Origin of the sequence: Absicoccus sp. (genome assembly GCF_034090965.1) — a bacterium.
Classification (GTDB): domain Bacteria; phylum Bacillota_I; class Bacilli_A; order Erysipelotrichales; family Erysipelotrichaceae; genus Absicoccus; species Absicoccus intestinalis.
In genome coordinates this window covers 1-14,008 of sequence record NZ_JAXDRQ010000045.1, presented here as the reverse complement: position 1 = coordinate 14,008, position 14,008 = coordinate 1, and the positions used below count along the sequence as shown (strand labels likewise).

At 41.3% G+C, this 14,008-nt stretch carries 16 protein-coding genes and 1 pseudogene; 15 read left to right on the top strand and 2 right to left on the bottom strand.

Translation table 11 applies throughout. From position 1 onward, the window contains the following. The 13 genes and pseudogenes from SOS22_RS06660 to SOS22_RS06600 all read left to right on the top strand — a co-directional run. A pseudogene (locus SOS22_RS06660) lies at positions 1-309 on the top strand (PTS sorbitol transporter subunit IIB); the annotation flags it as partial. A 311-nt stretch (positions 310-620) separates the two neighbouring features. Then, positions 621-1,139, top strand: coding sequence for a PTS glucitol/sorbitol transporter subunit IIC (locus SOS22_RS06655; protein WP_128520980.1), 519 nt, complete (start codon positions 621-623; stop codon positions 1,137-1,139). A 12-nt stretch (positions 1,140-1,151) separates the two neighbouring features. Further along, positions 1,152-2,168, top strand: a complete 1,017-nt coding sequence (locus SOS22_RS06650; protein ID WP_320596729.1) for a PTS glucitol/sorbitol transporter subunit IIB — start codon at positions 1,152-1,154, stop codon at positions 2,166-2,168. Positions 2,169-2,217: 49 nt separating this feature from the next. Further along, a complete protein-coding gene (locus SOS22_RS06645; protein WP_277634295.1) occupies positions 2,218-2,718 on the top strand; it encodes an NAD(+) diphosphatase in 501 nt (166 codons plus the stop codon). Beyond that, positions 2,699-3,514, top strand: a complete 816-nt coding sequence (locus tag SOS22_RS06640) for a patatin-like phospholipase family protein (RefSeq protein ID WP_320596728.1) — start codon at positions 2,699-2,701, stop codon at positions 3,512-3,514. Before SOS22_RS06645 ends, SOS22_RS06640 begins: the two co-directional genes overlap by 20 nt. After that, entirely contained in the window at positions 3,511-4,038 is a 528-nt protein-coding gene (locus SOS22_RS06635) for a TIGR00730 family Rossman fold protein (RefSeq protein ID WP_173446351.1), read from the top strand. Before SOS22_RS06640 ends, SOS22_RS06635 begins: the two co-directional genes overlap by 4 nt. A gap of 79 nt (positions 4,039-4,117) precedes the next feature. Beyond that, positions 4,118-5,485, top strand: coding sequence for a sodium-dependent transporter (locus SOS22_RS06630; protein WP_317313482.1), 1,368 nt, complete (start codon positions 4,118-4,120; stop codon positions 5,483-5,485). A gap of 70 nt (positions 5,486-5,555) precedes the next feature. After that, positions 5,556-6,410 carry an NAD(P)-dependent oxidoreductase gene (locus tag SOS22_RS06625; RefSeq protein WP_320596727.1) on the top strand — a complete coding sequence of 285 codons (855 nt, stop codon included), beginning with the start codon at positions 5,556-5,558 and terminating at the stop codon, positions 6,408-6,410. Further along, on the top strand, positions 6,397-7,683 hold the full coding sequence (locus SOS22_RS06620; RefSeq protein ID WP_320596726.1) for a dicarboxylate/amino acid:cation symporter: 1,287 nt from the start codon (positions 6,397-6,399) through the stop codon (positions 7,681-7,683). The genes SOS22_RS06625 and SOS22_RS06620 overlap by 14 nt, the downstream gene beginning before the upstream one ends. A 74-nt stretch (positions 7,684-7,757) precedes the next feature. Then, on the top strand, positions 7,758-8,735 hold the full coding sequence (locus SOS22_RS06615; RefSeq protein ID WP_320596725.1) for a PTS sugar transporter subunit IIB: 978 nt from the start codon (positions 7,758-7,760) through the stop codon (positions 8,733-8,735). A 1-nt stretch (position 8,736) separates the two neighbouring features. Further along, positions 8,737-9,510, top strand: a complete 774-nt coding sequence (locus tag SOS22_RS06610; protein ID WP_320596724.1) for a PTS mannose/fructose/sorbose transporter subunit IIC — start codon at positions 8,737-8,739, stop codon at positions 9,508-9,510. Positions 9,511-9,522: 12 nt separating this feature from the next. Next, the gene (locus tag SOS22_RS06605) at positions 9,523-10,263 is read left to right on the top strand and encodes a PTS system mannose/fructose/sorbose family transporter subunit IID (protein ID WP_320596723.1); all 741 of its coding nucleotides are present in this window, start codon (positions 9,523-9,525) and stop codon (positions 10,261-10,263) included. Beyond that, positions 10,260-10,568 carry a DUF956 family protein gene (locus SOS22_RS06600; RefSeq protein WP_320596722.1) on the top strand — a complete coding sequence of 103 codons (309 nt, stop codon included), beginning with the start codon at positions 10,260-10,262 and terminating at the stop codon, positions 10,566-10,568. The genes SOS22_RS06605 and SOS22_RS06600 overlap by 4 nt, the downstream gene beginning before the upstream one ends. Before the next feature lie 8 nt (positions 10,569-10,576). Here SOS22_RS06600 and SOS22_RS06595 read toward each other — a convergent pair whose 3' ends face one another. After that, positions 10,577-11,491: an alpha/beta fold hydrolase gene (locus SOS22_RS06595; protein ID WP_320596721.1), complete on the bottom strand. Its 915-nt coding sequence runs from the start codon at positions 11,489-11,491 to the stop codon at positions 10,577-10,579. 70 nt (positions 11,492-11,561) lie between these two features. On the opposite strand from SOS22_RS06595, the gene glpK reads away from it, so the two are divergent. Continuing rightward, the gene (gene glpK / locus SOS22_RS06590) at positions 11,562-13,055 is read left to right on the top strand and encodes a glycerol kinase GlpK (protein ID WP_320596720.1); all 1,494 of its coding nucleotides are present in this window, start codon (positions 11,562-11,564) and stop codon (positions 13,053-13,055) included. Between the two features lie 149 nt (positions 13,056-13,204). Further along, positions 13,205-13,771, top strand: a complete 567-nt coding sequence (locus SOS22_RS06585; protein ID WP_320596719.1) for a hypothetical protein — start codon at positions 13,205-13,207, stop codon at positions 13,769-13,771. On the opposite strand, the gene SOS22_RS06580 is transcribed toward SOS22_RS06585, so the two are convergent. Next, positions 13,768-14,008, bottom strand: a 241-nt coding sequence (locus SOS22_RS06580) for a transposase (protein WP_414144421.1), incomplete at its 5' end; no start/stop codon positions are given. The two genes, SOS22_RS06585 and SOS22_RS06580, sit on opposite strands and share 4 nt — an antisense overlap.

Below are 14,008 nucleotides of genomic sequence, written 5' to 3'. Positions count from 1 at the left end.
GTTTGTGGTGTACCATTCTTATCACCTATCCTAGGACCAGGTGCTGTCATTGCACAGACCGTTGGTGTCTTGTTGGGTGAACAATTTGCACAACGAGCTATTCCTCTGCAATATGCATTGCCAGCTTTATTTGCGATTGATACACAAGTTGGATGTGACTTCATTCCGGTTGGATTGTCTTTGGGCGAAGCAGAACCAGAAACCATTGAATATGGTGTGCCAGCTGTGTTGTATTCGCGTTTGATCACAGGTCCTGTTGCTGTCATCATTGCGTTTATCTTCAGTATTGGTATGTATCCAGGTCTATAAGAGATGTTTGGAGGTCGTTTGACCTCCTTTTTTTATAGAAACAATCAAAAATGTGAAGTATAATCACTTATGTCGCATAAAAGTGAACAAATGCGTAAGTGAAAATATTCATTTCTTCATTTATACATTTGTGCATAGAATATCTTTTGATTATTTTATATTTCGTGGTACTATGTGAATATAAATTGAAAGCGCTTACGTAAACCGCTTTCATAGTGTAGACCTTCGTATAGGGCATCTACACCTACATAGAATGTCGGCCAACATTTTATTACTACACAATTCATAGGATGAGAAGAGGAGAGAATATTATGAATGCGATTGCTAGTGTAGCCCAGGGCTTCATTGGGCTGTTTACAGCTGGTGGTACAACCTTCACGGGTTGGGTCACTGGTATCATTCCACAAGTTGTTTGTTTGCTTACGTTTATGAACTCGATCATCAAATTGGTCGGTGAAGAGAAAGTTGAACGCTTCGCAAGAAAGTTGACAAGTATTGCCATCTTGCGTTACACCTTGTTCCCATTGATTGCCGATATGTTCTTAGGAAACCCAATGGCTTATTCGTTTGGACGTTTCCTGGATGAAAAATATAAACCATCTTTCTATGATTCGGCCGTTTCTTTCTGCCACCCTATCACAGGTTTATTTCCACATGCCAATGCCGGTGAATTGTTTGTATTCATGGGTATTGCCGAAGGTGTCAAGAAAGTCGCTGGCAGTTATTCCGATTTAGCGGTCCGCTACTTTATCGTTGGTCTAATCGTTATTGGTATTCGTGGTATCGTAACGGAAAAAATTTATTTCCGTTTAGCAGGTATTAAGAAATAGGGGGATCGAATCATGGCTTATAAGAATATCAAGATCACAAAAGGTAGTGCTGGATTTGGTGGACCATTGATCATCGAACCCAATGAACATAAAAATAAAGTATTGTGTGTAACCGGTCAACAAATCAGTCCAGTTGCACAAAAAATTGCTGAAATGACAGGCTGCGAATTGGTGGACGGTTTCAAAACAACCGTTCCCGATGATGAAGTTGCCGTAGCGGTTGTCAACTGTGGCGGTACGGCTCGATGCGGTGTCTATCCAAAGAAACGCATCATGACCGTCAATGTAGAACCAGTAGGTGCGGTAGGTCCATTGGCTATGTATATCACACCAGACATCTATGTATCGGATGTCAAAGAAAGCAACTTAGCGTATACCGATGAAACCAATGCTTCAGCCGCAAAGACAGCCGAAGAAGAATTAGCGGCTGCTGATGGTCCAAAGACCAAGGAACAAGCGAAAGCCGAAATTGCTGCTGCACAAGAAGAAAATAAACCAGGTGTCATTACACGAATCGGTATCGGGGTAGGACATGTTGTCAACAAGTTCTTCGCCGCTGGTCGTGATTCGATTGACATGATCATTCGTAACGTATTGCCATTCATGGCGTTCACATCGACTTTGTTGGGTATCATTTCTGCCAGCGGATTGGGAAATGTCATTGCCCATACGATCAGTCCAATGTGCTCTACGTTGCCAGGCTTATTGGTCATCTCCATTGTTTGTGGTATTCCGTTCTTGTCACCAATTTTAGGTCCAGGTGCCGTCATTGCGCAGACCGTTGGTGTCTTGTTAGGACAACAATTTGCGCAAAGAGCGATTCCACTTCAATATGCATTGCCAGCTTTATTTGCGATTGATGCACAAGTTGGATGTGATTTCATCCCAGTTGGTTTGTCATTGGGAGAAGCTGAACCAGAAACAATCGAATATGGTGTACCTGCCGTATTGTATTCCCGTTTGATCACCGGTCCAATTGCGGTAATCATCGCGTTTATCTTCAGTATTGGTATGTATCCAGGTCTATAAGATATATAGGAGGTCATTCGACCTCCTTTTTTTGTGGTAAGATATAAGCATGAATCAAGAAATGAAGTATTGTATGGAATGTGGGGCAAAATTAGAAATGCGCCCACTTAAAGATGAAGGAATCGTTCCTTATTGTCCACATTGTGGAGTGTATCGCTTCCCCGTATTTAATGTAGCAGTATCTATGATTGTAACCAATGAAAAGGAAGATCAAATTTTATTGATCAAACAATATGGTAGAAATACCTATATTTTAGTTGCTGGTTATGTCAATAAAGGCGAAGATGCTGAACACGCCGTTGTACGCGAAGTGAAAGAAGAAATGAATTTAGATGTACACCAAGTACGTTTTAATCATTCGCATTATTTTGCGAAATCCAATACGTTGATGTTGAACTTTACAGCCATTGTCGATGGCCATGTTCATCCAAACTGGGAGATTGATTCGTATCATTGGTTTTCACGGGAAGAAGCACGAAAAAATATTCGACCAAATTCTTTGGCCGAAGCTTTCTTGGTAGGATACTTAGATGGCACCTACCACTTCTAGACCGATTGGCTTGGTGTTGTGTGGCGGTGGTGCCAAAGGCGCCTATCAAATGGGTGTTTGGAAGTATTTATTAGAAGCAGGCATCTATGATCAAATTGGTGCCATTAGCGGTGTTTCCGTTGGTGCTTTAAACGGGGTCATGATGGTACAAGATATCTATGAACAAGCAGTGGACATTTGGAAGTCCTTTCGCCAACAAGATCTATTTGTGAAAGCCAATGAGGAGGATCCGTCTTTATTTTCACAAGAACGAATCTATGCATGGATCCAACAAGGATTGGTTAAGTGGGATGTTGTTGATAAACCAATTGAAATGTATGTTTGCGTCTCCGCTAAATCACCATCGTTGTGGCCCTTGATGCAAAAAAACTTTCGTGCACGTGAACTCTTATTTGAAAGTGAATATATTTGTGTCAATTCGTTCGATAAAAAAGAAGTCAGTCGTTTATTATTGGCATCCAGTGCCATTCCGGGTATTTATCCCTCCCATACCATCCATGGCAAAGAATATGTGGATGGTGGAGTGATTGATAATAGTCCGGTACGACCGTTATTGGATAGTGGCTATAAAAAGATTATTGTTGTGCATCTGCAAGAAAACAATGAAGAGGAACAAGCCAAGTGGGAAAAAAGTCTGAAAGGGCAGTCGTATCCAAATGTAACCTTTTACCATGTCTATCCCAGTGAACCCATTACCTTTTTTGATACCTATTTGATCAATAAAGTTTTGACTTTGGGAAGAATGGGTCTAGGATATGAAGATGCCCAGAACCAATTAAAGGAGTTGAGTCTATGAATATTGCGGTTTATTTAGGATCCAGTATGGGAAAAGATCCAACAATGAAAGAGATGACCCAGAAAGTCGGTGAATGGTTAGCTGAAAACCATCATACGTTGGTGTATGGTGGAGCCAGGAATGGCTTGATGGGGGTGGTCGCAGATAGTGTGATCGCACATGGTGGCCATGTGATTGGAGTTATTCCTCAATTTTTAGAAGAAAAGGAACAAGCCCATGATAATTTGGATGAACTTCATATTGTGGACACGATGGCCGAACGAAAGACCATGATGATTGAATTATCCGATGCTTTCATCGCTATGCCAGGTGGCCCGGGTACCTTAGAAGAAGTATCCGAAATCATGTCGAAAATTCGTTTGCGTCAATTATCGGGTCCATGTATTTTGTTCAATCTCGATCATTATTATGATCCATTAAAGAAACAAATCGACAACATGATCGATTATGGATATGTGGATGATTCGATATATGATTCAGTTTTCTTTGTTTCAACGATCGATGCATTGTCACAAATTATTTAACAAATGCAGAAGGTTAATCTATACCTTCTGTTTTTTTATGTTATACTGAAAAATGTTGCGTGAAGGAGCGAATGAATATATGAATGATAATAAGAATCGAAGTAATTTTTCGAATCGCTTAGGATTTGTCATGGCAGCTGCTGGTTCGGCTGTCGGTCTTGGAAATATTTGGCGATTTCCTTATTTAGCCGCAAAATATGGCGGTGGTATTTTTTTGTTGGTGTATTTGATCTTAGTTGCTACTTTTGGCTATACCATGATCATGTCGGAAACAACGCTAGGACGCATGACAAAGAAGAGTCCCGTTGGTGCTTTTTCTTTCTTTGGACATCGCTTTTCCTTGCGTTTTGGCGGATGGATCAATGCCATCATTCCGATGTTGATCGTACCTTATTACAGTGTCATTGGGGGTTGGGTATGTAAATATTTATTTGCGTATATGCAAGGGCATGTCCAACAATTGGCATCCGATACTTATTTTTCGAACTTTATCCAAAATGGGACATCGGTGGAACTCTTCTTTTTATTGTTTACCTTTCTGACCTTGTTGATCATCATCATGGGTGTGCAAAATGGGATTGAAAAGGTATCCAAGATCATGATGCCCATCTTGATCGTGTTGGCTTTTATCATTGCCGGCTATTCTGTGAGCCGACCTGGAGCGATGGCAGGGGTCAAATACTTTTTGATTCCCAATTTCAAAGCATTCTCATGGATGACTGTCGTGACCGCTTTGGGACAAATGTTTTATTCTTTGTCCATTGCGATGGGAATCTTGATCACATTTGGATCGTATATGAAAAAAGATGTAGATATTGAAAAAAGTACATCCCAAGTGGAGATCTTTGATACGTTGATCGCCATTTTGGCGGGTTTGATGATCATTCCAGCGGTCTTTGCGTTTAGTGGAGGTGATGCCGCCAGCCTTGGGAAAGGCCCTTCTTTGATGTTCATTACTTTGCCAAAGGTATTTGCCTCCATGGGAATGGGGACCTTTGCCGGCATCTTGTTTTTCTTATTGGTGTTATTAGCCGCACTGACTTCATCCATTGCCTTGGCTGAAAGTGCCGTATCGACATTTGAGGATGAATTGGGATGGAATCGCCAGAAAAGTACGCTGTTGATTGGTGTCATCATGCTTGGGTTGGGAACCCTCTCTTCTTTGGGATTTGGACCACTATCCGTTGTTAAGATCTTAGGTATGGACTTCTTAGACTTCTTTGATTTCTTGACCAATTCAATCATGATGCCGATTGCAGCCATCTGTACTTGTCTTTTGGTTTTGCGTGTTGTTACGATTCCACGCTTGTCACAAGAAATTGAAAGTACGTCAAAATTTAAAAGAAAAAAGATTTTTATCTTTATCTTAAAATATTTGGCCATTCCTTTTTTGGTCATCATCTTATGTAGTTCTGTGTTAGATGTATTAGGAATTATCCATATGTAGGACGATTTTTCGCCCTACCTTTTTTGTTTATGGTAAAATAATACTTATATAAGAGAAGAGGAGAGATTCCATGATCAATCAAACAAGTATATGGATCACTGGAGCTGAAGGACGATTGGGCCAAGCATTGTGTAACGAGTATGAAAACAATACGGATTTCCGTTTGGTTACAAGCGATACAGATGTACCAGTAGATAATCTAGAGGAAATAATACGATTTGCGAATGTGGCTCGTCCAGAAGTCATTATCAACTGTGCCGGTTTGACCGATGATGCCAAATGTGAAGCCAATCCGGATGAAGCGTATAAAGTCAATGCGTTGGGTGCTCGTAATGTGGCTATAGCGGCTCGACGTATAGATGCCAAACTGATTCACATTTCCACCGATGATGTCTTTGGTGGCCAAGGATCCCATGCCCTGAATGAATTTGATGCACCAACCCCGACAACGATTTATGGTAAAAGTAAATTTGCGGGAGAGAAATTAGTGGAATCTTTGATTGATAAACATGTCATTGTGCGTAGTTCATGGAACTATGGTTTGGCAACAAAAGATTTTGTGGATATGGTCATTGAACATGCCAAAGCCAATGAAGAAATCTTGTTACCATTGGATGAATTTTCCACACCGACATCGGCGAATGCGTTAGCTGGTTTTGTAGAAAAATTGGTACAGTCCGATGAATATGGTATTTTCCATGCCAGTTGTGAAGGTGGTTGTTCTCGTGCGGATTGGGCTCGTGAAATTTTGCGAACTTGTGGCTATGCGGATATTCCCGTACATACGCAAGCGAAAGAACCAAAACGACCTCGCTTTACCCTTCTGGATAATATGATGATGCGAATCACCAATATTTATAAAATGCCAGAATGGAAAGAAGAACTGCATAAATATTTGAAGGAGAATGGCTATGGCAAGGAATAAAGGCAAGAAAAAAATGGGATTAACGACAATGATCTTTATTTCATTGATTCTAGGAGCTGTAGTTGGTGCTATTATCAATACATGGTTCATGGATATCAATGTGGTAAAGAATGTCATTGTTGAAGGTGTTTTCTATGTGATTGGTCAAGGCTTTATTTCCTTGATGAAGATGTTAGTCGTACCGCTTGTCTTCTTCTCCATCATTTGTGGAGCGGCAGCCATTGGGGACACCAAAACGTTAGGTAGTGTGGGTGTTCGTACGATCATCTTCTATTTATTTACAACCATGGTGGCGGTTGCGATTGCCTTATGTATGGCTCGTTTGATCAATCCAGGTATTGGCTTGGATATGAGTGCGGTTGAAAATGTATCGACGACGGTATCGAGTTCATCGACCAAAACGGATATGTCTATCGTGGATACGATCTTAAATATCATTCCAACCAACCCCGTAGCGGCTTTAGCCAATGGGGAAATGCTGCAAATTATCGTATTTGCCTTATTGGTTGGTGTCATCTTAGCTAAGTTAAAAGAAAAAGCACAACTTGTCATGAATTTCTGTACGCAATGCAATGACATCATGATGGAAATGACCATGATGATCATGAAGGTTGCGCCAATTGGTGTCTTCTGCTTAATTGGTCGAACGTTTAGTGAACTGGGCTTTAGTGCGATGGTTCCAATGTTTAAATACATGATCACGGTTGTGGCTGGTTTGGGTGTTCAATGTTTTGTTGTATACATGATCTTATTGAAGGTTTTCACGGGATTGAATCCTTTCAAATTCGCAAAGAAATTCTTCCCGGTACAAGCGTTTGCCTTCAGTACCGCAACTTCGAATGCCACCATTCCATTGAATATTGATACGTTAGCTGACAAGATTGGTGTTTCTCGTAAGATTTCGAGTTTCACGATTCCATTGGGTGCTACGATCAATATGGATGGTACCTCCATCATGCAAGGTGTGGCCGTTGTCTTTGTTGCCCAAGCGTTTGGCATTCATTTAAGTCCTGCGGATTATATGACCGTTATTGTTACGGCAACGTTGGCTTCCATCGGAACGGCTGGTGTTCCAAGTGTTGGTTTGATTACTTTGGCGATGGTCTTTGATTCGGTTGGTTTACCAGTTTCTGGTATTGGTTTGATCATGGGTATTGACCGTATCTTGGATATGTTACGAACGGCTGTCAATATTACAGGTGATGCTGTATGTACGACCATTGTTGCTAAACAAAACAATGCTCTGGATGTAGAGGTATTTAATAAAGTGTAAAAAGAACCGACGGGTTCTTTTTTTTATGAGAACAGAATATAATAAAATAGAAAATGAAAGAAGAGAGGAAAGTTATGATTGGAATTGTACTTGCGAGTCATGGTGATTTTGCCAAGGGCATTCAGATGTCCGCGGAAATGATTTTTGGCCAACAAGAAAAGCTGATGGCGGTTTGTCTACAACCATCCGAAGGGCCAGAAGATATTCGTAAAAAGATAGAAGATGCCATTGCTTCTTTTCAAGAAGAACAAATTTTGATCCTGTGTGACTTATTTGGTGGCACACCATTCAATCAGGCCAATGGTTTGATTCATGGTCATGAAGAGTCATGGGCCATTGTAACGGGGATGAATTTGCCGATGGTTATTGAAGCGTTGGCCTCGCGTTTATCGATGGAAACAGCCCATGAAGTGGCATCCCATATTATCACAACGGCCAAGGAAGGGGTTCGTCCGATTCCTTCTTCATTAGAACCGGAAAAGAAACAAGAACCTGTGGTTGTTAAAAAAACATCTGGACCGATTCCCGAAGGAACGGTATTGGGGGATGGCCATATTCATTTTGTGTTAGCGCGGATCGATTCGCGTTTGTTGCATGGACAAGTGGCTACTGGATGGACAAAAATGACCCATCCCAATCGAATCATTGTAGCCAGTGATGCTGTAGCGCATGATGCCTTACGGAAACAAATGATCAAGGAAGCGGCGCCACCAGGGGTGCCCGCCAATGTGGTGCCTTTGTATAAATTGGTGGAAGTATCGAAAGATCCTCGGTTTGGTTTGACCCAAGCCTTGGTTTTGTTTGAAACACCACAAGATGCTTTGACGGTAATTTCACAGGGTGTGGATATCAAAACATTAAATATTGGTTCGATGGCGCATAAGGAAGGAAAATATGCAGTTAATCAAGCCATTTCCTTAGATAGGGAGGATGTGGATACATTCGAAAAATTGAAAGCTTTGGGTGTGCAGTTTGATGTGCGTAAAGTGCCATCGGATCCACCAGGTGATATGGATGCGTTATTGGCCCAAGCACGAAAGGAGTTTGCGTAAGATGATATGGATCATAGTGATTGCGTTTTTAGCGGGTGTGGAAGGCATCTTGGATGAATTTCAATTTCATCAGCCATTGATTGCGTGTACGTTGATTGGTTTGGCTACTCATCAATTGCTAGCTTGTTTGGTTTTGGGTGGTACCTTACAAATGATGGCTTTGGGATGGGCCAATATTGGTGCAAGTGTAGCGCCGGATGCTGCCTTGGCGTCGATTGCCAGTTCAATATTATTGGTAAAAAGTGGTTTTGGCGTGGATGGCGTTGCCATTGCGATTGCTTGTTCTATTCCCTTGGCAGTAGCTGGTTTATTTTTGACCATGTTGATTCGTACGATTGCGGTTGGTATGGTGCATCGTATGGATGAAGCCGCCAATCAGGCTGATTTTCACACGATCGATCGCATCCAACGCATGGCTTTGGGACTCCAAGGATTGCGCGTGGTGATTCCTGCTGTCTTGTTGTGGGCCATTCCCAATGAAGCCGTGTATGTATTTATGCAAAGTATGCCTACATGGTTAGTTATGGGATTGGATATTGGTTGTAGTCTGGTGATTGCAGTGGGATATGCCTTGGTCATCAATATGATTGCAACCAAAGAAGCATGGCCATTTTTTGTGTTAGGATTTGTGTTTGCGATGATCCGACAATTCACGCTTTTAGCCCTTTTTGCGATTGGCTTTGCCCTTGCTTTTCTGACAATTCAATTTCTTTCTTCGAAACAAACGACATCTTCCGATGATCCATTGGGTGATATTTTGGATGATTATGAATAGGAGGAACTGACCATGTTAGATAAGAAAACACGAAAAAAAGTGATGTGGCGTTCGACCTTTTTACAAGGTTCTTGGAATTATGAACGCATGCAAAATGGTGGTTGGTGTTTTGCGATGATTCCGGCTTTAAAAAAGTTATACACCAAAAAAGAAGAACAAGCGGATGCTTTACATCGTAACTTGGAATTCTTTAATACCCATCCCTATGTGGTTTCACCCATCTTGGGGGTAGCCCTTGCTCAAGAGGAACAAAGAGCTCAAGGAAAAGCAGTCAGTCAAGATGTCAAAGTCGGTATGATGGGTCCGTTAGCGGGAGTAGCCGATCCGGTATTCTGGTTTACTGCACGTCCTTTATTGGGTGCTTTGGGTGCATCCTTGGCTATGGAAGGAAGTATTTTAGGTCCTCTTGTATTTTTTATAGGTTGGAATTTGATGCGTATCGGCTTTATGTGGAAGAGCCAGGAAATGGGTTATGAAAAAGGAGAACATATCAGTGATGATCTAGCGGGTGGCTTGTTGCAGAAGGCTACGCAAATGGCTGGTGTTGTGGGTATGTTTGCGATGGGTGCTTTGGTTCAACGCTATGTTTCGATTGATATTCCTTTGATTCAAGATCAATTGGATGGTTTGTTGCCAGGTCTATTAGGGCTTGTGGCTACGTTTATTTGTATGAAAGCCTTAAAGAAGAATGTATCTTTGATTGTTTTGATCTTGGCGATGTTTATCATTGGGGTAGCGATTGGGCTTTTATGATTCAATCTCTCAATACGCAGATAGATTTGACCATGGCTGGGCAGATGTTTGAAACCTTACCTATCTATGGACAGATTTTAATTGGCAATCGGGCATTCGAATTTTATAATGAGCGAAATGTTCAGGACTATGTGCAAATTCCTTGGAAACAAATAACGTATGTGAAGGCGTATGTGTTTCATCAACATATCTTGCGTTTTACGATAGAAACCGCAAAACATTGTTTTATGTTTTCTACAAAAGATAATAAAAAAGTATTGCGTTTGGTTCGATCGTATATTGGTTCGGAGCGGATGGGTATATAAAAAGGAGGCTATGCGGCCTCCTTCATCCAAGCGATGAGATCATTATAGACTTGTTTGTAGTTGAGTTCATTTAAAATTTCATGGCGATCATTTTCGTAGAGTTTGCACTCTACGTTTTTTATTTGGGCATCGACAAACATGTGATAGACTTTTTGGACGCCTTTGCCAAAATCACCAACGGGATCATCGGCACCAGATGCGAACAAGATAGGTAAGTCTTTTGGGATTTGATTGATGTGGGCATCGGCATCTTGTAGGCCTTTGAACATTTCATCAAAGGCATTGGTCGTAAATTGAAAATTATCAAGGGGTTCATGGACATAGGCATCGACAATTTGGGTATCTTTGGTTAACCAATCCGAAGGGGTGCGTGCCGGTTCAAAATGTTTATTATTGGATCCCAATGCCATTTTGGTTAGGAGTGGACTGCGATACATCCAACCTTTTTGATCGGCAATCTTTTCACATAAGAATCGTGCAACTTTTAACGTGGTTGGACTTTGATAGCCGGTTCCCATAATGATGGCTCCGGATAGGTCGTTTCCGTATCGGGTGATATATTGGCGAGCTAAAAAGGATCCCATACTGTGTCCCAATAGAAAATACGGAACATTTGGATACATTTTATGGATCTTTGTATAGAGTGTGTGTAGATCTTCAATGATATGTTCGTTACCGTTTTCACCAAAATAGCCTAGGCGAGCTTTACCGGTCACACTTTGTCCATGGCCGAGATGATCGCTGCCACAGACCAAGATGCCTTGTTGGGAACAATATGTTCCAAAACGATTGTATCGATCGATGAATTCCACCATGCCATGGGAGATTTGCAGGACGGCTTTGACCGTTCCTTCTGGTACCCACATTTCGGCATGGATCATTGTAGTTCCATCGCTGGACGGATAAGAAAGATTTGTTTTCATGTGGTTCACCTCATTATCCATATTTTATCACGAAAGTGTTATAATGTAAGCGGTTGTAAGGAGAGTTCTCATGGAAAAATATGTTATGGCATTGGATGCCGGGACAACGTCCAATCGATGCATCCTATTTAATAAAAAAGGGGAAATTTGTTCGGTCGCACAACGGGAATTTCCGCAATATTATCCACATCCAGGATGGGTGGAGCATGATGGCAACCAAATTTGGGCTACACAAATCAGTGTGGCGGTGGAAGCCATGCAGAAAATTAATGCGGACCCTTCCCAGATTGTTTCGATTGGAATTACCAATCAGCGTGAAACCACGTTGGTTTGGGATAAGGAAACCGGAGAGCCGGTTTATCATGCCATCGTATGGCAATGTCGTCGAACAGCCGAATATTGTGATACGTTAAAAGACCAAGGCTATTCGGATATGATTCGTGAAAAAACGGGTTTATTGATTGATCCCTATTTTTCGGGAACGAAATTAAAATGGATCTTGGATAACGTGCCAGGTGCACGTCAGAAAGCAGAAGCGGGTCAACTCTTATTTGGAACGGTGGAAACGTGGTTGATTTGGAAATTAACGAAAGGACGTGTCCATGTCACGGATTATTCGAATGCTTCCAGAACGATGATGTTTAATATTCATACGTTGCAGTGGGATAAAGATATCTTGGAGTTATTGAATATTCCTGCATCGATGTTGCCAACGCCAAAACCTTCCAGTTGTGTATACGGTTATACGGATGCCTCTTTTTTAGGGGCTGAAATACCGATTGCAGGTGCGGCTGGTGATCAACAATGTGCGTTGTTTGGTCAGACTTGTTTTGATGTCGGGGATGTAAAAAACACCTATGGTACGGGTGGTTTCTTGTTGATGAATACAGGAAAGGAACCGGTCACAAGTCAAAATGGATTGGTCACGACTATTGCGTGGGGTTTGAATAATGAAATTACCTATGCTCTAGAGGGTTCGATTTTTGTGGCGGGTGCGGCCATTCAATGGTTACGCGATGAAATGCGTTTGATTGAATCCAGTGTGGATAGTGAATATTATGCGAAAAAAGTACATGATACCAATGGTTGTTATGTGGTGCCAGCTTTTACCGGATTGGGTGCACCGTATTGGGATCCATATGCGCGTGGTATGATCATAGGTATCACTCGTGGTGTGAATAAGAATCACATCATTCGGGCGACTTTGGAATCGATGGCCTATCAGGTCAATGATGTCATTCGGGCCATGGAAGCGGATGCCCATGTTTCTTTGGGTCAATTGAAAGTGGATGGTGGTGCTTGCGCCAATAATCTACTTTGTCAGATGCAGACAGATATTTGTCGAGCACCGGTATTACGGCCAAAATGTGTAGAAACAACAGCGATGGGAGCTGCCTATTTAGCGGGTTTGGCTACCGGATATTGGCAGGATCTGGATGAAATTCGGACCAATTGGCAATTGGATAAATTGTTTACACCGGTCATGACGTTAGCACAGTCGCAAAAACAGATTGCGGGTTGGAAAAAAGCAGTGGCACGGTGTCGCAATTGGGCAAAAGAATGATTGGATCAGTGAACGAGGATTTCCTCGTTTCTTTTTTTATGAAATAGATAAGATAAATAAATAAACAAAAATATATTAATTGAAAATTATTCACAAATCCAATACAAAATATATATTATTTACTATTGGAGGGAGAAATATGAAAAAAAATGAAGTATGCGCCGGTCATCGTTGCTGCCATTTCTAGTTTATGTATTTCGTGTCCGACACCAATTTTGGCTAATGAAACAACACAATCGACAACTGTTGTTGAAGCATCTCAACCAACAACAAGTACGCAAGACCAAAGTCAGTACACAGCACCTAATAATGTTGAAAAAGAAGTGCCCGATGAAAACAAGCAAGGTACAAGTATAGATTTTGGATTTTTTGGAAAGGCCGATATTCAGCCGAATGATATAGAAGCAGGTAAAAATTTAAGCGATATTTCCAAATATTTTGGAAGTTTTGGTGATGAAAAAGCAGATGATTTAGTTGTAAAAGGCGATCTATCCATTGCTAAATCGGGTGAGGATGCGTATGATACACAAGATCAAGATACATATCAAGTTGAAAAGAATAGTACATACAATCTAAAAGCGGATTTGGATGTATCCCAAATCACGAATACCATCAATGGAATGAGTAAGATGGTTTATCATTCAAATGATGCATATGTCAATCACTTGGAAACAGGTATGCGTGCGACTTTTAGTATGGATGAATTGTCAAATTAAGTGCAACACGATGTATGTGAGTCTGTTTCGTTCATAACTTCATTTGGTGTCTTATAGCCAAGGCACTTTCGTGGCCGATTATTCATCAGTTCAAGATTATGCTTTAGTTCATCTTCATCGACAAGTGACAGGTCCATTCCTTTCGGATAGCATTCTCTTAACAGTCCATTGGTGTTTTCATTTGTTCCTTTTTGCCAGGCACAGTATGGATTGCAGAAGTAGGTACTGCAGTGCAGC